The sequence below is a fragment of the Ancylomarina sp. 16SWW S1-10-2 genome, assembly GCF_009669305.1.
Classification (GTDB): domain Bacteria; phylum Bacteroidota; class Bacteroidia; order Bacteroidales; family Marinifilaceae; genus Ancylomarina.
This window is the reverse complement of sequence record NZ_SADB01000005.1, coordinates 90,767-115,191: the sequence shown is the minus strand read 5'-3', so window position 1 is coordinate 115,191 and position 24,425 is coordinate 90,767. Positions and strand designations below refer to the sequence as shown.

The following is a 24,425-nucleotide window of genomic DNA, read 5'->3' as shown; positions in this document are numbered from 1 at the left end:
AGTAGTACCCAAACGTGTTTGGGGGAGGTGGTGTGGACTTGCAACAAGCATGTGAACAAGTGTAAGTCATGAACTTGTTTTTTAAAATTTGTGTAAATCAGTGAAATTTGTGGTTTGAATTTAGTTTTTGTGGTTTGCTTAAACAAAAACAATCCGATGTTAGTCATGAACTTGTTTTTTTAAATTTGTGTAAATCTGTGAAATTTGTGGTTTGAATTTGTTTTTATTGAAATGCTTAAACAAAAAAAATCCGATCGTGAGACCGGATTTTAAATATAAGAATGAGATGTGTAGATCTCTATTTTTTCTTTCCTTTTAAGAATGCGCCTTTTAGCGAAACAGTACGGTTAAAAATTAATTTATCAGCAGTACTATCCTTATCTGCAGAAAAGTAACCCAAACGTTGAAATTGGAAATGATCTTCAGCTTTAGAATTTTTCAAACTTGGTTCAACAAAGCAGTTGTCAAGTACTTGTAAAGAATCCTTATTAATAAATTCTAAGAAATCTGTTTCTTTGTGACTATCAGGAGCTTCGTCGTTGAATAAACGATCGTAAATTCTAACTTCAGCTTTTGCTGCATGTTTAATCGAAACCCAATGAAGTGTTCCTTTTACCTTACGTTTACTTTCTTCAGAACCACTACCTGATTTTGATAAGGGATCGTAAGTCGCGTGAATTTCAGTGATGTTACCATCAGCATCTTTCACAGCTTCAGTACACATTATAATATAACCAGCCTTAAGACGTACTTCGCGACCTGGAGTCATTCTAAAGAATTTTCTAGGTGCATCTTCCATAAAGTCCTCACGCTCGATATATAATTCTCTTGAGAAAGGCATTTCACGAGAACCCGCTTCTGGATCTTCTGGGTTGTTTTCGATGCTTACGTATTCTTCTTGTCCCTCAGGGTAGTTGGTCAATACCAATTTTACTGGGTTAAGAACAGCCATCACACGAGGTGCTATCTTATTCAAATCTTCACGTACACAGTGTTCCAATACCGAAACATCAATCACGTTATTACGTTTAGCGACACCAATAGTTTCAGCAAACTGTCTAAGAGAATGAGGTGTATAACCTCTACGACGCAAACCAGAGATGGTTGGCATTCGTGGATCGTCCCATCCAGATACGTGCTTTTCGGTTACCAATTGAAGAAGCTTACGCTTACTCATCACCGTATAGCTCAAATTCAAACGAGCAAATTCACGTTGCTTTGGTTGATATTCAGTATCTGTAATATTGGAAACAAACCACTCGTAAAGTGGACGGTGAACTTCAAATTCTAGTGTACAGATAGAGTGAGTAATTCCCTCTAAATAATCCGATTCGCCATGAGCATAATCGTACATTGGGTAAATACACCAAGTATTACCAGTACGATGATGATTCGCATGCATAATACGATACATCAACGGATCACGCATATGCATGTTGGGTGAAGCCATATCGATTTTAGCACGTAGTACCTTTTCTCCATCTTTAAATTCACCAGCTCGCATACGAGCAAATAAATCTAAATTTTCCTCAACAGAACGACTACGGAAAGGACTTGCAGTACCTGGAGTTGTTGGTGTACCTTTCTGTTCAGCAATAGTTGCTGCAGATTGGTCGTCAACATAGGCTTTACCATCTTCAATCAATTTTACAGCCCAATCGTGTAGTTGCTCAAAATAATCAGATGTATAATGAGGTTCTCCATGCCATTTAAACCCTAACCATTTAATATCTTCCATTATAGAATCTACATATTCGGTGTCTTCCTTTACAGGATTTGTATCGTCGAAACGTAGGTTGCATTTTCCTTGGTATTGCTGGGCAAGACTAAAGTTTAGGCAGATTGCTTTTGCATGTCCAATGTGTAGATAACCGTTTGGTTCCGGAGGGAAACGAGTGAGTATTCTACCATCATTGACATTGTTTTTCAGATCTTCTTCAATAATCTGCTGGATAAAATTCAGAGATTTTACTTCTTTAGCATTCTCTTCATTCATAGTCTTGTTATCCATACTTCATTCTAATTTAGATGATACATGTATTGCATGAGATTATTTGAAATCTCGCCTTGCTTTATCTTTTTATTCCCTTTATAAGCTGTTTTATTGACTCAAAATAGATATAAAGGGTTCGAACTAACAAAAGTAGAGATTTTCACGAAATAAATCAGTGCCTATATAAATGAATTTGCATACTAGACTAAAATAGAATCCAGCTTTTAGAAATTTATCCTATATTCGCCATTAAATATTATTACAAGCATGAAGGGAATTATAGAATTAGAAGGATTGGAATTTTATGGCTATCATGGCTGTTTTGTTGAAGAGCAGGTGGTAGGCAATAAATTTACCGTATATGTACGTATGGAGTATAATGCTGAAAAACCAGCTGCCTCCGATGCAATTACCGATGCACTCAATTATCAGAGAGCTTACGAGATGATTCAGAAAGAATTTAAGATTAAATCTCATCTTTTGGAACACGTGGCTCAACGATTATTGGATATGCTCTACGCAAATTTTCCAGAATTGGAGTTAGCTACCGTTAAGGTTTCAAAAATGAATCCTCCTATGGGTGGGCAAATTGAGAAAGTTAGTTTGACTTTAAGTCGATAAGTTTTTGATTATCTTTAGTGTGCAAGAAGACTTGAAAATAAATATTAGAAAAGCTTTGAAAAGTTTGTAAAGTATTTTCTTTATTACTTATCTTTGCATCGCTCTTAAAGAGAAAAAGGGTCTCTTGGCCGAGTGGCTAGGCAGTGGTCTGCAAAACCATCCACGGCGGTTCGAATCCGCCAGAGACCTCAATTAGGAATTGAACCAAGCTGTAAATCAATGATTTATAGCTTGGTTTTTCTTTTTGTAGACCAATCGGTGTACTAACGGGATAACTTTATATCGTTTAGGCACTAGTAAATCAAAATGATAGGACATTAGAAATTATAGTTTCAAACCTTAACTGAACATCAGTTCTAATATTACTGGATTGATGAATAGTAGATATGTATGGGTTTGAAAAGCAAGTAAAGATATTTAAGTAACAGCTGTAGTTGTAATTTGGACAAACACGCTTGATGTTAAGTCAAGAAATCTCGGTTCGATTCCGGGCGGTTGAGAATGAACAACTACGGTTCATTGCCAACCGCCTGTAATACAGTAAATTTATTGTTAGATGCCAAATGTAACTACTGCAGAGCAATCCTTCCATAGTAAATTTAGTAAGAATGTAAGTCAATTGGAATCTGCTAGGAGATTAGTTAATTCTCAGATTAATAATGCATTAAGGAAAAATGATGACCATGCTGTTAAGTTATATACGAATATTTATCTCATGGTATATAGCTCTTGGTCAGAAGCATATTTAGTTAAGCTTATCCACACCCCCTCGGGATTCACTGAAATAGAAAAGAAAGCAATTCTTAGGGATAGAGATGTCCTGAATAAATGGAAAAAGTGTGTTAGTACTGCTTTTTCTAAGTTTAGAGACAACGGTTCTGAAATCCCTAATAAAAAACAAAGGATTAACTCCCTATTAGATGAATATTTGAAAATTCAAGCTAACATCCGTAATAAGATTGCACATGGGCAATGGGTCTATCCATTATATAGTAAGAACTTAAAGCATGATCCAGATGCTTTGTTATATATGTCTATGATAGATGTTATTCAAATTGATACTTGGTTTGAAATATTGAAAGAAATTGTTGAAATTGTTCGTGGCTTAATTGATTCCAAGCCAGGGAATAATCATAAGGCGCATTATAATGAATATTTTACAAGGCTTTCTAATATTCAGGAAATAATAGAATCACGAAAGAGTTGGACTCTTGATGATAAAAGAAGTAGATTGTTGTTAAAGCCTATTAAGAGATAGAAGTAATGTGTGTCTTGATACGTATCTCTTATAGTTTGTCTATTGTGCTTATGTCCATTATTAAGTGTGAAACAGATTTAAATAGGTTTTATTAGTAGTTAATTCAGCTATCGTCTTCATCGACTAATAAAACAGCTTGTTTGTATCTTTTTCCCCCTTACCCCACCTGAGGAGCTTTACGAATGTAGCTATTGCTATATAGATATCAGGGATTTGTAGTTACTAGAATTACAATAGTTTATTGGTTTAGAAACTCTTCAAATCCCTTTATGAAGATTAAGTGATCGTTTCCTTCACATTTGATTTGAACAGAATCGTCCTTATCATCTATTCTTTTAATATATGCCTTACTATCAAACAATGTCTGATTAATATTATGCCATTCTCTTCTGTCATCAACCTCTGATGCATTCTTAGCATAAGTGACATGAAGAAGTTTTGCCCCAAATTTATTCAATGCATTGGCTATAATTCTTCCAATATAAAAATCAGAATAAGAGAATCCCACAGAAACAATTAATTCTGAACTGTAACAATCATTAGCGAATGAATTAAAAAATAGATTTAAAGGTTCTATCGAAGTATGCTGTAATTTATTATACCCTGTTACAATATTTGTTTTAACTACTTCTTGTCCAGGATTAGTACGTTCCATTCCAACAAATTCTACCCCATGATGCACTTGATTTGGAGTACATTCAAAATTATAAAGATTATCTAATGCTCTGCTTGAGCGCCAATTTAAACAACCATGTAGGTTATAATAATTCAATAACATCCTATCTTCATGAATCACCTTTGTGTTATATGCATAAGCCTGCTCGTAAACATCAGTATGACCCGTTGTAAAGCCATTAAAGACATCATACTTATCCTTTAACAACTCAGGTATCAAACGGTCGTAGTTTGTAGTATAAATACGTAAAGTATAGCCTTTCTCGATCCATGAACTTATATAAGTTCTGAAATGATCTGATTGTACCTGAAACTTCTTTTTATCAAGATTGTATGTGTAATCTGCAATACATTTGGATACAATCTCCATATAGTAATTGTACATGTTTGTAAAATACTGTAGGTCAATGTAATGTCTTTGCGACGTGTTCAGTTCTTCATATGACATTGTGGATTCAATACCAGAATCTGGAAATCCTGAAGCTTCTAACAGCTTTTCATTAATGATATTAGTATCCTTCACTTCTTCCACAAAATCATTTAAGTTAAATATTGCTGGAAATGATGAAACAAATAATGGAGACGTAGCTCCTTTTGCTGAGGCTGAAAACAAATAATCTACTATACTTTCTAATACTGCTAAAAAGGTTTCAAAATTAACCTCTTGAGACATTCCATAGTAAGTCTCTAACTGGCTAAATATATATTCTCCAACAGTTCTATTTCCACTTTTAATTACAAAGGCTTTTGTATCTATAATACGCTTCCTAATGTCCTCTGAGGACGGTCCTTCCCAAGGGAAAGTTGCTCCTGCTCCCAACAAAATGGTTACCTTTTTATTATCACCCTTGTTCACTCTAATGTTTTTAGGCATAATATGATTCGTTATATCTCAACAAATAAAATTATTTACTCAAGAAATTACCCATCAATTCAACTTGAGACAGGATTCTATAATTATCTATTAATGCTTACTTTATCTTCTGCTTAAGGTCCTTGTAATCGATATTTAAGTCTTTACTAACTAAATCAACTAATGTGATGAAATCTGCACTAACTCTCTCATCGAACTCTCTCCAATGAGATGAATCTGGATCATAGTTCGCTTGCGTAAAATCAACATCGTTATAAACTGATTTCATTTTGTCAACAATTGAATTATTAAATATGCATGAATATTCAAGTATCAACTCATACAACCCTAATTTAAGAGATCCAAAATCAAAACATTGGAGGTACTCATCCAACGAGCTATACGATTCACCTTCTGCAGTCGTCGTTTCAATTATCGTAAATTGTAAAGCTTTAATTTTCTTTAGAGCCTCCAGTTTTCTGTTGTAAAGTTCTCTATAGTTATCAGATTCTATTGCCAAGAATATTCTTTTAAAATCTGAATCAATTTGTCTACTTAAATTATCTTGATCTGATTTAATCTTAGCCAACTCATTTTTTCGCATTAACCACGACGTTAACACTGCTATTAATATAGTTATCACACTAGTTACAATCAATGGAATATATTCATTTGATTCAACTAATTTATTATCTAACTCTACAATAACTCTTAAAGGTTCTGATATATTCATTATATTATTAGTGTTATTACTTTTTTTGCAAAAAAAGTAGGACTTACTCCATCCTTAAGCCACAACATTCGCATTCACCTGATCAATAATCGAGACGATGCGAGTGATTTTTGCAGGGTCAGGGAACAGTCCGAAGATGCCCTGATGGTGCTTTTCGTTGAAAGGTGCTTTGTCGAGCATAGCTTTATCAATAGTGCCATTTACAGCCAAGTAGTTGATGATGGTATTAATGAAGGTAATTTGGTCAGCATTGAGCTGTCCGTTGCTTAAGAAGTCAGCAAAAGCTTGCTTAGCAGCATTCACATCTAAACCAACAATACCACGTATAAACTTACCTAAAGGTTGTTCTCCATAGTTCTTTTCGAAGTCTTCTTTTGAACCTATTTCAGATCCATTAAACATCAAACGTTCCAATTCAGCTACCTCTGCTTTAGTAATAGGCTTATTGGTATTTAGTTTACTGATAGTAATATTATTTTTGTGCTCTCTAACGAAACGTTCCACTCTACTTTTATAGGTCTCACTTGACTCAGCATAGACAATTTTGCCTTCCTCAAAAATAGAATCCTCATCCTTAATATTGGTATATACGATTTTCTTATCTGTTCTATCAAGGTACTTAAGTAAGTCTCTCACCTCTTCACGAACCTGTTCTAGCTTAGTTTGTTTCAATCCATCATAGAACTCGTCCTCTTTCATAGACTCAATCAGCGCCTTTCTATGCACTACCTGAGGGATAGTGTACTTCTTACTCAGGAGAGTTGCTATATGAGTCATGTTGTTGACAAAGCCTCTCTTGCTTGACAATTCCATAAGGTATGCCATTTGCATCTTCAAGGTCATTAAATCGAATCGTCGAGCCGACTCATCTGTTTTCTCAGGAAGAGGTAACTTACTTAAATGCTCTTCTATCTTGTGAATATCGTCATTACTAATATTGTTCCAACGTTCTCTGTTCACATACTCGTCAACATATCTCTGGTTCATCTGTACCAAGAAACGATTACGATCTAAACATTCAATCTGCTTATGCAGAATATCGATATGTTTATTTGCTAGTTCTATATTCTCATCTTCACCTGTTTGTGCTAACATCTGACTCACATGAAGTCTTGCTTCAAAGATTTGTTGACTAACAGGCTTCACCATATTTGTATTGGCTCCTTCAGGATTAGCCTCGAAGAACTCGAAGTTCTGACAGGTATCAAAAATGTAGAACTCTTTCTTGTCTTCTCCTGGTGCAAAAACATCAGGACACAAACGTGTACCACGACCAATCATTTGCCAAAACTTAGAATACGATCGTACCATTTTAAAGAACACAAGGTTCAGAACCCTAGGTGCATCGATACCTGTATCCAACATATCAACTGAAACAGCTATTTGTGGAATACACTCCTTATCATGATCGCAAAAGCTTTCAATTAGGCTTTGAGCATGAGACACCTTATTGTGAATAACATCTATAAAATTTGCACCTGAATACTCAGGGTAAAGTTCATTGAAACATTTCACTATAAATTCAGCATGGTCTTGGTTGGCTGCAAAAATGATGGTTCGACCTATTTTGTCGCCACCTTCAATTTTAAGACCATTATTCATCAAGCCCTTTAATATCTCATTCACCGTATTACGATTGAACAACCATCTTGAGAGAGCTGAGTTACGAATCTCTTCAGGAAACAAACCTGTTTCTTCATCGAGGAAAGTCTCCTCATACTTCTTTTTATCTGCTTCTGAGAGCTCCTTGTATTTAATTCCTTCACGCAGAAACTTGGTGCTTAATTCAAACTTTTTAGGTGGAACTAAATAATTGTCATTAACCGCAGCCTTTAGTTCATATTCAAAGGTTGGGTCACTTTCGGGACAACCAAAAAGCTCATAAGTATTGTGGTCGATCTCACCCTTTGGTGTAGCTGTTAAGCCAATGATGTGAGCATCGAAATAATCAAAGATTGATTTGTATTTGTTGTAAACAGAACGATGCGCCTCATCGATAATAATCAAATCGAAGTGACCAACACCATACATGCGCTTGCCATCGTTACGAGCACTATCAATTCGTCCTATCATGGTTTGATACGTACTAAAAACAAGTCGTGTACCATCATCTTCCTTCTCCTTAGTTAGGTCGATTGATGTCAAGTCTTTTAAGTGCTCACCAAAACTATTTTTTGCTTGTCTGACCAAGGCATTACGATCTGCTAAAAAGAGAACACGCTTTACCCAATTAGCCTTAAAAAGTATTTCGACCATTGATGCAGCAGTACGTGTTTTACCACTACCTGTTGCCATAACAAGAAGTGCTGTATGCTTACCTCCTGTTGTCGTTTTAGTTTGAGGAGATGTCTTTACAAAGTCTTCTGCAACACGTTTCCATGCAGCTTCCTGATAATAACGATCTGCTATTTTAGGGTTCATGGAATAGTTACGAAGATCTTTTCTAGTATCACGTTGTTGAATACGCCAATGCAATTCTTCTTTGGTTAAGAAACCATATATCTCTCGAGGATTGTAAAAGGTATCATCCCATATTTTACTATCGTACCCATTGGTATAAAAAATAATAGGACGTTGTCCCTTCATCTTCTCTAAGCAATCTGCGTACAATTTAGCTTGAACCTTTCCATACTCTGATGCGTTACTACTTCGTTTAGCCTCAACAACTGCCAAAGGCAAGCCATTATCATCCCAAAGTACATAATCAGCAAAGCCATTCCCCTTAGGATTATCTCCTGTTATGGGCATACCTTGTACGGGAAATTCAATATCATAACCTTCTCTAAAGTTGTTCCAACCTGCTTCTTTAAGTGCCTCATCAATCAGGTAAATTCGAGTCTCTGCTTCAGTGAACTCACGTCCTAATGTCGTAAAATCTCTAGTTTTTTGTTGTGCCTCAAGTTGAGCAATTTTTTCTTGCTTCTCATTAATGAAAGCCTCATAACGTGCTTGATCATCTTTTTGAGCTTCCTGTTGCTTTTCTCTCTCCTTGTGTTGTTTCTTTTGCAGATGATCTAACTCTTCGAGCAAACGTTCATTTTCATTTTGAATTTCTATTTGCTTACGCTCCTTTTCACCAACTTTAGGTATAAGGTTCTCATCGAAACGATCAGGTAAACTAGGTGTGCTCACGTTGTAACGAAGAGCAAACCACTTTAAAAAGTCGTAAAGGTAACGCAAGGCAACCAAAGCTTCTTTCGACTCAATACGCTCTCCATGACTGGCTCTATTTCCTATTCTACGAGTATGCATAAACACACCAGAAAAGCAAGCATCATCCATCAAGTGGCGAAACTCATCCTGATTCATCATACTATATAAATCAGCGTTATAGGGGCGATCTAAGAAGTTCTCTTGGTAAATTTGGTTGACTGTTGTTTCAAGAGTCAGACGACAATAAAACGCAGCTGATATGGGTTCCGTTTTAACACGTTGTTCTGCCTTTTGAACATGTTTAAAAATGGTTGCCCATTCACCTTGGAGGAAAGAGAAGTTGCTATGCATGGATTATGAAAAGTTTATAACTACGAATATACAATTTTTAGTTAAATTGTACTGTCTAACCTTAATTTGATATTATGAAACTACTTGAAAAGCAAATTGAAGACGTATTTGAAATCTTTCATGAGAGGCTAATTGAACCTGGCTTAAGCTTACTTGGAAGACAATATATTTTTAAAAATGGCAGGAGAGCCGATCTATTTTTTGAAGATAAGAACAAACGTAAAATGGTTGTAGAACTGAAAAGGAATGCAGTTACACGAGAAGATGTTGGACAACTGATAGAGTATTATGGAATTCTTGACAATGAGAACCCAAGAATAGTGATGGCAGCTCCAATTATCCCTGCCTCCTTAAAGTTATCTTTTGAGCATTTTGGGATTGAATACCTAGAATTTAGTACAACAAAGATTAAAAGTTTATTAAAACTTATTGGCAATCAATCCAAAGAACAAATTCATACTGCTTCTTTTGAGATTCCTGATCAAATTGTCTCGACACCACTTTCATCTAGAAACCCCATAGATGGAAATATTGCCTTCAAAGTTAGTTACAATGACAATAATTGGTCAGGAGTCTGTTCCCCTGACACAGCTTTATACAATTGTGAGCATCGAACTTGGTGTGGCATTCAAAAGAGCTTTAAAAATAATTGCCAAAGTAAATATTATTCTGGTCAGCTTGACGAAAAACACTTCCCATGTCACGATTCCATTGCTTTACAAGAGTTGCAATTTTATCCAGGACATAATCATGGACCCAAGAGTGATAATGAACCACGGAGATGTTTAGGAGCTAAAATGGGCAAAATTGCTGTATTCACATCACGAGCCCAAGGTGAACCTGAAAACGAGCGATTTATTTTTGCTATTGCTCAAATCAATAATTTGGAGACAAAGGATGGTGACGATCCTTTTGAGGTTATTGCCTGTGATAAAAATACAGCTGTAATTTTTGATGAGACGTATCGCCCTAAATATTGGAATTATTACCGAAATAAGAATAATCCTGATCGAATTGCATGGAACATGGGCTTATTCCGTTACCTCGATGACAGTACCATTCGTGTAATGCTAAATGATATAGTAAAGAATCGAAGATTGAAAAAGAAACAAAAGGCAAATTGTGAACAGTTACTTTCAATTTTCAAATAATTATACAACGTATAAAAAGAGCCTCCACTTGATTGTGAGGGCTCTTCTCGTATGTTCTATTACAAAGTATCTTATCCCTTACAACTCCCCCTTAAAAGCTCGTTGCAGTAAAGAATTAAACAAATCCTCACTCTTGGCTAAACTCTTTTCGGCTTGTGCTTTTTGTTGCTCTATTTCAGTGATGATCGTAACGAATTTGCTTTGTAGTGAAATTGGAGGAACAAGAATTTTAATGTCTTGTAATTCTTGAGCATTAATATTTGCCATGCCAACAATACTCTTACACATATTATTCAAAATCATTTTGCCATGTACAGAATTTAAATATCCTGAAATGTAAATTGTATTTGCTTTTTCATTTGCACGAACTCTAATCAAATAACCAGCAATTGCCATTGGTTTGTCAAGATTGTAAACAGCAGTCTTACCTACAAGTTCTTTACTATTTGTCCTATTAAAAAGCAGATCACCTTTTTGCACTAAATATTTAGGCTTATCTTTTTCTGTTAGATTGATATATTTCATTTTGGCAAAATCCATGTGCCCTGAATAAGTAATATTATTCATTCTTAAATATGGATATTCCCCATCTTCCTCTGCTTTTGAACTCGTTCCATATTTCACTTCTGAGACCAAATCTCTAATTGTACCTTTTTCGAAATTATTTTGATTATTAAAAGGATCCCCAAATAGTTCCAAGAACACCGATTGGCTCAACTCATTGTATTTTTCGATGAGTTGCTTGTCCTTTTGGCGCAAACGATCTGCCTCATCCAAAATGGCAGCTATGCGCTTTTGTTCTGAAAGTGGAGGGTAACTAAATTTTAAACACCTTAAGCCTTTATTATTTAAAATTGGAACAACTGCACTATTAGCAACATTTTCAAATGTTCTTTTATTAGCTACTACCCAATAATATAAGAAATCAACATCAATTTGCTTTTTGGGTAAGATAGCTGTTATCTGTTGGTTTGAAGAACATTTCTCTCTTGATATACCTACTTTACCGATATCACCAATACAGGTAATTAACAACGAATTTTCAGGATATTCAACTGCTTTATTATCATCTAATGCACAAGCAGAAATTCTCCTTTTTGAATATGCTAGTAATTTACCATTATTAAAATCACCTGGATTATACCAATTAATTTCATCCTTAAAATATTTGGCTTCTTTCGATGGAGGTGTCTTACCCGTTTTTACCAATTGTGATACCTCTCCAATTGTTGAATTTTCCCAACTCATTTCAGCATCTCCTCTAATTTAGTCAATGCCTCAGTTCTTTCCTGATCCAATTGACGTATGTCAGCAACAATATCTAAAGGAGCATCGTATTTTACCTCTTCGTAAACAATCTCTTTGTATTTATTAATAGACAAGTCCCAATCGTTAGCTTTTATCTCATCAAATGGTACAAAAAAGGATTGTTCTGTCCGTTTACGTCCGCCCTCAGCATCAAGATTCTTATATCGTGAAATGATATCAGGCATGTTACATTTGGCATGAAACTCATCATCTTGCTTCTCAGTAGAGAATAGCTCTTCAACCAATGGGTTACGTTTATCATCTAAACTGAAACCATCAGCTTTCATATCGTAAAACCAAACCTTATCCGTTCCTCCTGAGTTCGTTTTAGTAAATATCATGATAGCCGTACTTACCCCTGCATAGGGTTTAAATACACCACTAGGCATAGAAATAACAGCTTCTAACTTATGGTTCTCAATTATCTCAGAACGAATCTGCTTGTGAGCCTTAGATGCTCCAAATAAAACACCATCAGGAATAATCACAGCACAACGTCCACCTGTCTTCATCATACGTAACATCAAAGCCAAAAAGAGCAGTTCAGTCTTCTTAGTCTTCACCGTTTTCAGTAAGGAAGCTTCTACACCATCGTAATCTAAACTACCCTTAAAAGGAGGGTTAGCCAATATCATGGTGTACTTTTCTTTTTGGTCAGCATTAGCCTCACTCAAAGAATCCTTAAAGTTTAGGTCAGGTTTTTCAATACCATGCAACTGTAGGTTCATGGCTGCAATACGAATCATAGTCGCATCGAACTCAGTCCCATTAAACATACCTTCGTTAAAGTGCTTTAGGAAGGGTTGATCCATAAACCAATCAGTATGATGTTCGTGCATATATTCACCTGCTGCAACTAAAAAGCCAGCTGTTCCTGCACTTGGGTCACAAATAATTTCTTCCTTACCAGGCTCCATTAACTCCACCATCATTTTAATAATGTGACGAGGTGTTCTAAACTGTCCATTACGACCAGCTGTAGCAATCTTACCCAAAAGGTATTCGTACAAATCACCCTTTGTATCACGATCGTCCATCTTAATCTTTCCAACCATCTGCACCACCTGATCCAATAGTTTAGGAGTTGGAATCATAAAGGTTGCACCCTTCATAAACTGAGCAAACACACCATCTTTATTACCAATCTCTTTCATGTGATCGAAAACACCACCTACTTTAGTAAATAGGTTAAACATGGTTTCAGGCTCTCTATTGCTAAAGTTCCCCCAACGTAAATCTTGCTGTGATGCATCAAAAACAGGACTATTATCTTCGATACCTAAAAGGTTCTTTCTGTTATCTTGTCCTATCTGAATTTCATCTAAGTGACGTACAAACAAAAGGTATGTAATCTGTTCTATTACTGTTAATGGGTTGGCAATTCCACCTGTCCAAAAGGCTTCCCAAAGCTTGTCAACTTCATTTTTAATTGGGCCTGTAAGCATATATTTTGTGTGTTGTTATTCTTAATGTGAGAAACAAAAGTAATCTTTTGAGAGGAAGAAGCAATCTAAATGAGGGGTGATATTCAGATCAATTTTTGACCTTCAGATCCAACGTGTATTCATCTGAATTAATAAAATGTTATTCGTATTTCCACAATTCATATTTTTCCCATAGTTTTTTGGCTCTTATTCTCTTCCATTTTATGTCGACCGTTTCTTCATAGATTTTTTTTATCCAATATGCAGCCCTTTTTTTATTCGTTAAAATTCCGTCACCATTTAAATACATAATAGCAAGGTCGAATTGAGCAGCTATACATCCTTGTTCTGCACTCTTTTTATACCAATATGCAGCCTTCTTCTTATTTGTTAAAATTCCATCACCATTAGAATACATAAGACCAAGGCGATATTGAGCACTTAGGTCTTCTCGTTCTGCGCTCTTTTTAAACCAACATACAGCTTCTTTTTTGTCCAATAGAACTCCCCTACCTTGAAGATATATAAGACCAAGGCCGAATTGAGCATCTGCATTTCCTTGTTCTGCACTCTTTCTAAACCAATACAAAGCCTGCCTTTCACAGAAAGCTTTATTTTGACTATTATTATTATCAATAGCACTGTTATTATACGTAATAGCAAGATTGCATTGAGCCCTTGAGCTCCCTTGTTCTGCACATCGTTTTATAGAATCTAATTTTGTCTGACTAAATGCACTGATTGTAATCATTATGAAAAAAAACAAAATATTAATACGTTTCATTTTATAATTTATTTGGGTTTTCATTTCCTTTACGCCTAAGATTCTTCTAAATTATGTTTTTTAGTTTTAAATCTATTTCTAATAACCAATTATTTGAAATCAGGTCTGCCGCTCTATCTCCAAGGTTTAATCGATCGTGCATCAATTTCACATGTTTTAGTCCTAAGTGCTCAAATTGTACGTTAAGGAAGCATTAGAGAGTAAGGTCATGTCTCTCATCAAAACAACCACCTCACCTATCTACTGTATTATAAGCTTATTAGACATGACAAGTATACTGTACATTGGATGTACACAACTGAGTAAACTTGATATCAAATACCTGATAAAAGCACTGAAAATTGGATTAAAATCAAGCTAGAATGAGCTTTTTCTGTGTTACTCTGTGCTGTGTACCCTAAAAAGTCAGTATATATTCAGGTTTGTACATGTTTAAATATTTAACAATCAACGATTGAGCTAAATAATTGTCCATTGTTGAGGTGAAAGAGACTGACTTTTATGAGTTAAATTTGTACATATTAGGCATATTTCCACGTTTGGGAAAACATAAGATATTGATTAAAGTTAATGTTCTGCTTTAGTTAATAAGTATCGTTAAAATATTAGCTGGCCAGCTAAGTGTATTGGTATTTAGTGTTTTATTAAACTGTGTACGAGCTTTGTACACTTGGATGAATTTTACTGTATTTTGCTAACCTATACTTATAGGTTAAACTTCATAACTTGGCTTTATTTTCGACGACTTCCTCCAGGAAGAATCATTATATTGAACATCTCTTTCATTCTATCAGTAATTGTTTCACCATAGAACTTTTTAAGAGTTTCTAAGCTATAATTTCCTGTGGCGAATGTAAATGCGCCTTGATCATATCTTAGACTCGTAAGTTCTGCCATTGGGTTTATTTCATTACCAAAGTTCTTAACCATTTTGGGTTCTTTGCCAATATCATCAATGTAGAGAGGTCTTTTTTCAAAGTATTTAAATTGTTCTGGAAGCCCTTTTACAGTTTGCCATAGTTCTCTAGCTTTAATAGATTTTATTTTCTTTTGAAAGCTTATAGCATTGAATAAGCCACAAAAGGTCTCCATAATTATGGTTTTACCTGATCCAACCGAACCTAATAACAGTACCCCCTTTTGAAGATCTCCATTAAAGTGGCTTGAACCTACAAGATAGTAGTATAATTGCTGTATTGCATTTTTGTTACTTTCATCAAATATAAACTCACATCTTTTATTACGCCGTAATAAAGCTGCTTGCACTTCAACCTTAAATAATTTTAAGTATTCATCTTCAGTTAATTCACTAAAGTATGGTCTTTTCTGCTTAGCTATGTTTTCTAGAGCAATAAGCTCTTCTTGACTATTCGACAATATTTCTTTAAAATTCATCATGATCGTGTTTTAAATAGTTTGATTTAGAAATGTTGGATTGCTCAGCCTGACTGCTTCTTTTTATCCAGCCTCTAGCGGCAGCTTCCCACTTTTTCATCTTTGTTTTACCTACTAACCAGCCTTTCGATTCGTAGAAGTTGATAAAGTCCTCAGCAGCTTCTATTGAGCTTCCATTTGTAGTAAAGAAGCTTTGTGTATCTGCTAGTGAAGGCGGTTTAAAGGATACATGACTTTTATCTTTAACTATATCTCCCTCTTGAGGAGCTATATTATTCTTACCATTGTTTTCATTCTTTTCATTCTTCTCATTCTTGTTTATAGTGGAACCTGCTTGGAACTCAGCTGGAACCGTGCTGGAACCTGCTTGGAACTCAGCTGGAACCGTGCTGGAACCCTCCTTTTGGTATCTGTCATAATTACAGATAGTTACAATGATTCCACGTGTTGTTTTGAATGTTTCAACCATTCCTCTAAGGCGTAGATACTTCATTACAGATGCCACACACCTTTTGGTATATTTCATCTCTTCATTTCCAACGAACCATTGTAAAGCATCACGAATATTTTTATATGAAGTATGCAATTGTCCTCTTCGAATAAGAGTCCCTGAGCATATATTATCTTTGTGATTAGCATTAACTATGAGATAGATGAAGATCTCCCTGTAATGAGGAGCTTTGATGAAGATTTCGTGCTCATAGAAGGATCGATGTAGCTTAATCCAACCTTTACACATAATCCCTCCTTCCACTTCTTAATGAAGCTACCTCCTCAAGACAGCTCTCTACTTGGTCTAATCGAAACATTTTTCTTCGACCTATACGATAAGACTTTAATAAGCCTGACCTAGAGTGCTTGTCCAAAGTTGGGAGACTCACACCGAGTATCTCAGCAGCTTGAGTTCTTGAGATGTACCTTTTAGGGAAATTAGGGATTGGGGCAGGAATATTCTCTTTGATGAGGTTCCTGATGGTTTCTATTAGTTCGCTAACAGAAACTGATTCTAGATAAATCTTTTTCATGATTGGTTTTATTTAGTTTTCAATAACCAAATTTCAGAAAAGATGTACAGACGAAGCTTTCAGAAGTTTCAACTTAGTGATATTTGAAACTTTTGAAAGATTATTAATAGTTAATGGTAGATGTTTTTATAGCTTGATTACTTCGTAGTATTTAAGAAAATTAGGATCTATAGACTTTAAATATACTCCTGTTAGCAATGGTCTTAGTGAGTCGGGGTTTATGATTGGTTCTGTGAAAGTATTTTGGAATACACAGACTAGGTCTTTTCCACTGTAACCAGAAGATTTAGAAAGAATTTCAAGTTCATATAATCTATAGAAAAAGGCCTGTATGCACATAAGAGGTTTACCTGGCTCTGGAATGTTAAATTTGAGATTTGGAAGTGTACCTTCGATGATTTTATTACCTTCAAATGCAGCTTGTGAAATGGATGCACAGGAAAGGATGATTTTAGTTTTTCTATCACTTGTTAGTTCCCACAGGGTTTTTTCTTTAGTGGTTTTTTCAAGAGGTTGGTTTGAGATACCCTTCTTAGGGTATAATATCTGAACTGTTCTTTTTGTTTTAGAGATTTCATTTTCGATCTCCTTATACAATAAATCTAATGCTGTGTAGTCTTTGAGCAAAGAGTTGTTGATGTTAATCTCATTGGATGGTAATGGTGCTGGGCTGCCATCTTTGTAATGATATCCTATTTCATATGAATAGAATATTGGCTTGCATTCATTTACCCATTTATCTATCATACTAGTAAATGATAGCTTGATGCTTTCTAGCATTTTGAGCGTTGTCTTGGGTTGGCTATTTTTACCAACAATTACAAGTGCATTTTGTATGCTGTGTGATATCTGTTTTTGCGTTAGTGATTGTTTGGGAACTAGATCAAGAATTTCCTGAAAAGTTTTAGGTTTTGTGTCGGTTGCTTTACCTTTCAGTTTGAGAGCTTTAAGGGTGTGGCTAAGCTTTTTAACATTATTCATCTTACTATCATCTTCACTTATTGTTGAGAGAGTCTCTTTTAGTGATTCAATAGCTTTTGTTGCTTTGTTTTCATGGTTTTGAGAGGGTAGTTTTTTATTTGTCATTGGGAGATATAGTGTAGGGTTTATTTATTGAAAGAAAGGATTATTGGTTAGATTTCCAGCTGTAAGTTCACTTTCTAATTTAACATAATTCATCAATTCGGTGGGGGATTTATGTCCTGAGATAGCCATTATTTCTACGATGTCAACTTTTAATAAAACTAGCTGGGAGATTGCTGACCTACGAGCCGTATGGGAAGAGACGAATTTATATTTGGGTTTATTAGTCTTTACCTTGAGACCTCCTTTGATTCCTTCAATTTGAATGATCTCATTGATCTCTGCTTTCTCTACAACCTTCTTAATTCTATCATTAAACTTTGATTCATAAATTTTAGGTAGCTTGTAGTTGTACTTCTTCAGTATTGTCATTAAATCGGGTTTAATTGGAATGACAACACGTGTACCAGTTTTGATTTGAGTCAGAACGATGGTTTTTTTTCCATTATCAAGTTGATGGATATTTTCCTTTCTAATTTGAGAATAGTCAGAGAAGCGTTGAGCTGTATAATATCCTATTAGAAAGACATCACGTGTTTCATCGAGTTCTTTGTCTTGTGATAAATCCAGGTTAGCTATAGTTTTAATTTCGTCTTCGGTTAGATAAATGTTCTGAACCCTTGTTTTAAGTGTTTTGAATCTTCGATCGTCTATTACTATGTTTTGATGTAGTCCTTCTTCTCTGGAAGCTCTCATGATGGCTTTGACTGTTTTCAAATGCCTGCCGACCGTATTGATCGAATAATCTTTCTTATTAAAGTAGTTGATGAAGTCGTTATAAAAGTCAAGATCAATGTTGTTGAAATTAAGTCTGATCTGTCTCTCTTTTTGATAAAGGTTGAATTGAACTTGAAAGCCTTTGTAGTTTTTGGTTGTTCCTGGCTTGTACCTTTCTCCTTTATTATTTAATCGGATACCATTTTCAATATCATCAATAAATTTTTGGATATAGTTATTGAGATCTTTCGAATAATCAATATTAGGATCATCCTCTGATAGCTCCATTGTAAGCCTCTTTTTTAAGCTCCTTGGAGTAATTAGTTCATGTTCCATTCTCATCTTACGATAGAGTATTCTAACTGTTTGCTCTAGATTCTCTAGATTGATATTGAAGTTTTCGAAATCAAAAGCACTTTTACCTTTGGCTCTGTGCGTAATTGGGTTCCAACAATGAGGTTTTACTTTCTCTTCAGTCGAAAATATGAGACGTGCATACTTTTTACCTGCTGAGGTGGCCTCATAATAACCGAACCTTGCATGCATATAGACAAGTGTCTCTTTTTGCTTGGAGGGACTTATTCCATTTTGAGGATCACGTAATATGAAAGTAACTGAAATTGCCATTGTACGTCTATCTGTTAATCTGAAATAAATTTACGCAAAATATTTCTTGTAGACCAATCGGTAGACGAATAATTTTGATCTTAATTTGTCTTAACTTATCTTTATTTGTCTAAAGGTCAGTGTTTATAGTGTGTTTGTGGAAAAGGAAACATGTGGTTATTTCTAGAAACAAACAAAAATAGGTCCGCCAGAGACCTCAACTAAAACCCATCTGTGAAATTCACGGATGGGTTTTTTCGTGCCATGGATTTCTACATATGATTCCTGCATTTTTGAAAAACTGTTGAAATCGAATTTTTATCCTATAAAATTCATCGAGGAAAATGTATTTCTCATTTGGGTTATCGTCATCTATATCATCAAAATTTAAATAACTCTATTCAATAATTAATGTCAACGACTTTCATTACATAGTTTATGTTTATTTAGAGGTTTTAATATCACTATCGTTTGAGGTTTAGTGTGTTCTGTTAATGTTATGATGTTTATTATTATCTTAATTATTTGTAATCTTGTTTATTTTGTTAATTTTGATGTACAATGAAATTTCATTGTTATTAGAAAATTGGAAGAGGATCGAGAGTATAAGTATTATCGATTCTAAATCTATACTGGTTTTTTAAAATAAAAGATTATCAATGGTCTTTTATTATCATCTAGTTTTAAACTTTTGTGACTTGTTATGCAATTAATAATGTAGAATTTATGGTAGAAGTAAATGTGAAAATATTTTTGTTATTCTATTATTGATAACTACTAATTCAACCACAAAAAATATTTGTTTGTGATATATGCACTAATTTCTTTAGCATCTGTCTATAAATATTATAGTAATATCTATGGATAATGAGGTTGTGTATAGTAATAAATGTTAAAAAAAACAGGAAAATCAACTTGTGGGTTGATTTAAATAAATAATGTTGTATGTTTGTAATAGAAACAATTAGAAAAGGTAGTCTGTATGCTATTAAATATAATAATGAATATGACGAATTTGAGAATAATGAATTAGAAGATGACCAATCTTCAAAAGATGAATTCCGTAGATTATTTAATAATTGGGCAGACACTGAATACTTGCATGCTTTTTTCGATAAGCACAATTCAGATTTAAAGAAAGAGTTTTATAATTCCATATCAATTGAAGATGCTATTTTTCAAACTATTGATGAAGCAGAAAAGCTTGAGCAAACATTTTTAGAAATTTCTGAATTAGGGAAAACAGATGATACTAGAAATTTACAAACTTTATTTAAACCTTTAAATAAAAGGGATGAAAAGATATATCCAATACCAGATTTTCAAGAAAGTAAAGTTTATGGTTCGCAACATAAAAGTTGGTTACGAATATATGCTATTAGAATAGAAAAAAATGTATTTGTTGTAACTGGTGGTGCAATAAAATTAGTTCAAAAGATGGATGAAAGAGACCATTTGAAAAAAGAACTTGAAAAATTGGAACAAGTAAAGAATTTTTTAATTGACAAAGATATAATTACAAATGTAGAGTTAGTTGAATTCTGCGAATTATAATTATTATGGCAAATATAAACAAGTTAAATAAATTAGCTTCCAGTGAATCAAAATGGATTGAAGAAGCTAAAGAACGTCAAAAAAATAAATCTTGGTTAAAACATTCGCAAAAGATTGCAGTAATTGTTTTAAAAACACTTAAAGAAAAAAAAATAAAGCAAACTCAACTGGCCGAGATTGTTGGTGTTTCTCCACAACAAATTAATAAAATTGTTAAGGGTAAAGAAAATCTCACATTACAAACAATTTCAGGTTTAGAAGATGCTTTGGATATAAAGTTAATTTTTGCTACTAAGGATAGCAAAGTAATTTCTAAATCCTTCAAGCTTAAAAAAGAATCTACTTTAGTAGGTTTCTATAATAATAAAGTAGAAATGCCTAAAATGAAATTGCTTCTTGAAAGTAATGTAGATGTTTTTCAGAGTGAACGAAATCAAAACTGCTTACAATATGCCTAATATAAGTAAAAAGGAAAGTGTTGGTTTTCAGTTGAATAAGATAACTACTGAACAGTTTGCTGTTATTAAAGATAGTTATGATGGTTCAGAGGAAGGGATTGGTATGTCTATTGAACTCAAGTTTGGATTGGATTTTGAAAATAAGCTCATTGCTTCACATGTAATGGTTCAGTATGAACAGCATGATAAACCTTTTTTAATCATTGAAATAGCGAATCACTTTAAAATTGAAGAAACTGCATGGTCAAAATTCTCATCTGATAATGATAAAATGATAATTCCTAAGGGCTTTGCTTCACATTTGGTTGTTTTAACTATTGGAACAGTAAGAGGGGTTTTACATAGTAAAACTGAAAACACCGATTTTAATAAGTTTTTGCTACCAACAATAAATGTTACCAAGTTAATACAAGAAGATGTTGAATTAACTTAATACTTCTAGATATAAATTGAATTTAAGAAACCTTTTAATAATTAATGATGATTAAAGGAGTTTTTTTTTTGTCCTCAATTTGCCTTCTTTAACTTAAGTTCCAAATTTAGAAAAGTACCCATTATAGGCTAGGATATCGCTGTTTGGGCTAAGGTGAAATCTAATAATAACTATAATCTATTCCCTACTAGACATTTCTTATTCTACTCACGTATCTGAATTTTGCACATAAGACATATTTTGGTTATATTTTTCTTTTGATAAATTTGGTAGACATTAAATTTAAAGATAATATTTTCATCTTATATTTAATATATCTTCGACACGATTCTCTTAAATATCTTTAATAGTCGTATCATTTCAGATATATAAGTTTAAAAGTTCAAGAATAGACCCATATATGAGTTTATTCTTGAACTTTCCTTAAAAATTAGTTGATGTTTTTGATAGCGTTTTTTTAATAGATATTTCTATCTTGTTATTTAAGGGATCTTTTTGCCTTGCGAAATCTACCTATTCCACAAATACCATTTACGCCTTTTTATTTCTTAATTCGACTCTTCTAATTTTACCACTAATGGTTTTTGGAAGAGCCTCAACAAACTCAATGATACGAGGATATTTGTAAGGAGCTGTTACTTTTTTCATGTAATTTTGAATCTCCTTAATTAACTCCTCGTTTCCTGGTGCGTACTCTTTGCTTAATACGATTGTAGCTTTTACAACCTGTCCGCGTACATCATCTGGCACTCCAGTAATGGCACATTCAACAACCGAAGGGTGAGTCATCAAGGCACTTTCTACCTCGAATGGACCAATTCTGTAACCTGAACTTTTAATTACATCGTCGGCACGACCAACAAACCAGTAATAACCATCTTCGTCACACCATGCAATGTCTCCTGTATGGTAAAAACCACCGTAGAGTACTTCTGCTGTTTTTTCTTGATCAAGATAGTATTCCGTAAATAACCCTAGGGGTTTTCCATCTTTTATATTAATCACAATTTGGCCTTGTTCACCAACCTCACATAAAGTTCCGTCGGGTTTATGAAGCTCAACCTTATACATTGGCGATGGTATTCCCATGGATCCAGCTTTTGGTGTCATCCAAGGATAAGTACCAATTTGAAGTGTTGTTTCGGTCTGTCCGAATGCCTCCATTAGCATGATGCCCGTTAAATTTTTGAAGGTATCGAAAACCTTCGGGCTAAGAGCCTCGCCAGCTGTTGTGCAATATTCTAAAGAGGAAAGATCGTAGGAGGATACGTCCTCTTTTATCATAAAGCGATAAATGGTTGGCGGTGCACAAAAGGATGTTACTTTGTATTTAGAAATCATAGCCAATAGATCGCATGGCGTGAATTTTTTATGATCGTAGATAAACACAGAACAACCAGCCATCATTTGTCCGTAGAGTTTTCCCCAAACAGCTTTTCCCCAACCCGTATCAGCAACAGTAAGATGTACGCCATCTTCTTTTACGTTGTGCCAAAACTTTGCTGTAATAATATGTCCAAGTGGATAAGCAAAATTATGAGCCACCATTTTAGGATCTCCCGTGGTTCCTGATGTAAAATACAAGAGAGAGATATCTTCAATTACGCTTGCCTTTTTTGGTCCGGTAAAAGATGGAGCCTTTGCGATTCCATTTTCCCAATTTTCCCAATTACTAGGAACATCTAATCCAGTTGCGATGCAATGCTCTAAGGTTTTACAATCGTTTCTTGCCTGATCAACATGATCCATCACTTGTTTATCGTTAACCGCTATAATGGCTTTAATACTTGCAGCTGCACATCTATAAACAATATCTTTCTTGGTTAATAAATGAGTAGCAGGAATAGCCACAGCACCAATTTTATGTAGTGCAATAATTGCATACCAAAACTCCAATCGACGCATCAAAATCAACATGACTTTATCTCCATGGCCAATGCCTGTTTCTTGCAAATAGGAGGCTGCTTCATCACTTTTTCTTTTTAGTTCTTTATAAGTAACATCTACGTGTTTTCCTTCATCATTTGTCCATATAATAGCAACTTTATTAGGTTCTAATTTCGCATATTCGTCAACAATGTCGTAAGCAAAATTAAAATTCTCAGGTACTTTAATCTTGAAATTTGCCATAAAATCGTCCGTCGAACTAAATTCTGACTGAACGAGGTATTTTTTATATAATTGCATTAAATGTCTTATTTAGTAATGACTGCAAGGAACTTGCATCTAATATTATTAACCGCTCTCATACTGTGAGGAAGTTCTGAGTTGAAGTAAATCGTATCACCTTCGAGCAATAGAATCTTTTTATCGTTTAAACAAAGTTCCATTTCACCTTCAAGCACTAGATTGAATTCCTGTCCAATATGCGTACTAGGCTGTTGCTCGTGAGTGCTTGGCTCAACAGTAACAATAAAAGGTTCTGCTTTTCTTCCTACAAAACTAGACGCGAGAGACTCGTAATGATAGGCATCTCGTCTCTTAACGCTTACACCTGTTCCTTTTCTGGTAATGGCATATTTAAATACATGAGGCTCTTCTCCGGCAAACAATGTCGTAAGCTCTATATTGTAATGCTTCGAAATATTATGAAGCACACTTACTGGAATATCAACATTCCCACTTTCATATTTTAAATAATTATCGACAGTGGTATGGCAAACATCTGCAGCTTCTTCGAGAGTGAATTCAAGCGCTTCTCTTAAGCCTTGTAAACGCTTCGCTATTTGACGAATTTGTTCGTTCATTTTTGTGGTTTTTTTTGGTTATAGTGCAAGGAAAGAAAAATGATTTCAAAATGCAAGGTTTGTTGTTTTTACTATGGTAATCGCATTTAAAGAGTTTGTTTTT

The 24,425-nt window shown here is 34.4% G+C and carries 20 protein-coding genes and 1 tRNA gene; 7 read left to right on the top strand and 14 right to left on the bottom strand.

The features are described from left to right. Positions 1–298: 298 nt before the first annotated feature. Complete coding sequence (locus EMN46_RS05535) at positions 299–2,011, bottom strand: glutamine--tRNA ligase/YqeY domain fusion protein (protein WP_229130282.1); 1,713 nt, start codon at positions 2,009–2,011, stop codon at positions 299–301. 249 nt (positions 2,012–2,260) lie between these two features. Here EMN46_RS05535 and folB point away from each other — a divergent pair, with 249 nt between their 5' ends. The 3 genes from folB (at position 2,261) to EMN46_RS05520 (ending at position 3,872) form a co-directional block, all read left to right on the top strand. Next, the gene (folB, locus tag EMN46_RS05530) at positions 2,261–2,614 is read left to right on the top strand and encodes a dihydroneopterin aldolase (RefSeq protein ID WP_154199686.1); all 354 of its coding nucleotides are present in this window, start codon (positions 2,261–2,263) and stop codon (positions 2,612–2,614) included. A gap of 118 nt (positions 2,615–2,732) precedes the next feature. Next, positions 2,733–2,803 (top strand) — tRNA-Cys (locus tag EMN46_RS05525). 367 nt (positions 2,804–3,170) lie between these two features. Further along, positions 3,171–3,872 (top strand): hypothetical protein, encoded by a 702-nt coding sequence (locus tag EMN46_RS05520; protein ID WP_154199685.1) that lies wholly within the window; start codon positions 3,171–3,173, stop codon positions 3,870–3,872. 238 nt (positions 3,873–4,110) lie between these two features. Here the strand turns inward: EMN46_RS05520 and EMN46_RS05515 are convergent, their stop codons facing one another. The 3 genes from EMN46_RS05515 to EMN46_RS05505 all read right to left on the bottom strand — a co-directional run bounded on the left by EMN46_RS05515 (position 4,111) and on the right by EMN46_RS05505 (position 9,637). Next, on the bottom strand, positions 4,111–5,421 hold the full coding sequence (locus EMN46_RS05515; protein WP_154199684.1) for an SIR2 family protein: 1,311 nt from the start codon (positions 5,419–5,421) through the stop codon (positions 4,111–4,113). 97 nt (positions 5,422–5,518) lie between these two features. After that, entirely contained in the window at positions 5,519–6,133 is a 615-nt protein-coding gene (locus tag EMN46_RS05510; protein WP_154199683.1) for a hypothetical protein, read from the bottom strand. A 54-nt stretch (positions 6,134–6,187) separates the two neighbouring features. Further along, positions 6,188–9,637: a DEAD/DEAH box helicase family protein gene (locus EMN46_RS05505; RefSeq protein WP_154199682.1), complete on the bottom strand. Its 3,450-nt coding sequence runs from the start codon at positions 9,635–9,637 to the stop codon at positions 6,188–6,190. A 74-nt stretch (positions 9,638–9,711) separates the two neighbouring features. Between EMN46_RS05505 and EMN46_RS05500 the strand changes: the two genes are divergently transcribed. Further along, positions 9,712–10,788 carry an endonuclease NucS domain-containing protein gene (locus EMN46_RS05500; RefSeq protein WP_154199681.1) on the top strand — a complete coding sequence of 359 codons (1,077 nt, stop codon included), beginning with the start codon at positions 9,712–9,714 and terminating at the stop codon, positions 10,786–10,788. Between the two features lie 78 nt (positions 10,789–10,866). Here EMN46_RS05500 and EMN46_RS05495 read toward each other — a convergent pair whose 3' ends face one another. From EMN46_RS05495 to EMN46_RS05460, 8 genes are all read right to left on the bottom strand, one after another. Continuing rightward, positions 10,867–12,036, bottom strand: coding sequence for a restriction endonuclease subunit S (locus EMN46_RS05495; RefSeq protein ID WP_154199680.1), 1,170 nt, complete (start codon positions 12,034–12,036; stop codon positions 10,867–10,869). After that, positions 12,033–13,541 (bottom strand): class I SAM-dependent DNA methyltransferase, encoded by a 1,509-nt coding sequence (locus tag EMN46_RS05490; RefSeq protein ID WP_154199679.1) that lies wholly within the window; start codon positions 13,539–13,541, stop codon positions 12,033–12,035. The genes EMN46_RS05495 and EMN46_RS05490 overlap by 4 nt, the downstream gene beginning before the upstream one ends. 139 nt (positions 13,542–13,680) lie before the next feature. Beyond that, complete coding sequence (locus tag EMN46_RS05485) at positions 13,681–14,304, bottom strand: tetratricopeptide repeat protein (protein ID WP_154199678.1); 624 nt, start codon at positions 14,302–14,304, stop codon at positions 13,681–13,683. Positions 14,305–15,036: 732 nt separating this feature from the next. Continuing rightward, positions 15,037–15,699, bottom strand: coding sequence for a hypothetical protein (locus tag EMN46_RS05480; RefSeq protein ID WP_154199677.1), 663 nt, complete (start codon positions 15,697–15,699; stop codon positions 15,037–15,039). Continuing rightward, a complete protein-coding gene (locus tag EMN46_RS05475; protein ID WP_154199676.1) occupies positions 15,689–16,285 on the bottom strand; it encodes a hypothetical protein in 597 nt (198 codons plus the stop codon). The genes EMN46_RS05480 and EMN46_RS05475 overlap by 11 nt, the downstream gene beginning before the upstream one ends. Before the next feature lie 145 nt (positions 16,286–16,430). Then, positions 16,431–16,724, bottom strand: a complete 294-nt coding sequence (locus EMN46_RS20385; RefSeq protein ID WP_154199675.1) for a helix-turn-helix domain-containing protein — start codon at positions 16,722–16,724, stop codon at positions 16,431–16,433. 126 nt (positions 16,725–16,850) lie between these two features. Further along, positions 16,851–17,810, bottom strand: coding sequence for a hypothetical protein (locus EMN46_RS05465; RefSeq protein WP_154199674.1), 960 nt, complete (start codon positions 17,808–17,810; stop codon positions 16,851–16,853). Between the two features lie 24 nt (positions 17,811–17,834). Then, the gene (locus EMN46_RS05460) at positions 17,835–19,151 is read right to left on the bottom strand and encodes a tyrosine-type recombinase/integrase (protein ID WP_154199673.1); all 1,317 of its coding nucleotides are present in this window, start codon (positions 19,149–19,151) and stop codon (positions 17,835–17,837) included. Positions 19,152–20,075: 924 nt separating this feature from the next. Here EMN46_RS05460 and EMN46_RS05455 point away from each other — a divergent pair. Genes EMN46_RS05455 through EMN46_RS05445 form a run of 3 tightly spaced genes read left to right on the top strand, consistent with a single transcriptional unit; the run spans position 20,076 to position 21,575 of the window. Continuing rightward, a complete protein-coding gene (locus EMN46_RS05455) occupies positions 20,076–20,684 on the top strand; it encodes a hypothetical protein (protein WP_154199672.1) in 609 nt (202 codons plus the stop codon). Positions 20,685–20,689: 5 nt separating this feature from the next. Continuing rightward, positions 20,690–21,142: a helix-turn-helix transcriptional regulator gene (locus EMN46_RS05450; RefSeq protein ID WP_154199671.1), complete on the top strand. Its 453-nt coding sequence runs from the start codon at positions 20,690–20,692 to the stop codon at positions 21,140–21,142. Next, positions 21,135–21,575 carry a hypothetical protein gene (locus tag EMN46_RS05445; protein ID WP_154199670.1) on the top strand — a complete coding sequence of 147 codons (441 nt, stop codon included), beginning with the start codon at positions 21,135–21,137 and terminating at the stop codon, positions 21,573–21,575. The genes EMN46_RS05450 and EMN46_RS05445 overlap by 8 nt, the downstream gene beginning before the upstream one ends. A 531-nt stretch (positions 21,576–22,106) precedes the next feature. Here EMN46_RS05445 and EMN46_RS05440 read toward each other — a convergent pair. Both EMN46_RS05440 and EMN46_RS05435 read right to left on the bottom strand, forming a co-directional pair. Further along, complete coding sequence (locus EMN46_RS05440) at positions 22,107–23,762, bottom strand: AMP-binding protein (RefSeq protein ID WP_154199669.1); 1,656 nt, start codon at positions 23,760–23,762, stop codon at positions 22,107–22,109. 8 nt (positions 23,763–23,770) lie between these two features. Further along, on the bottom strand, positions 23,771–24,322 hold the full coding sequence (locus EMN46_RS05435) for a helix-turn-helix domain-containing protein (protein ID WP_154199668.1): 552 nt from the start codon (positions 24,320–24,322) through the stop codon (positions 23,771–23,773). Positions 24,323–24,425: the final 103 nt, after the last annotated feature.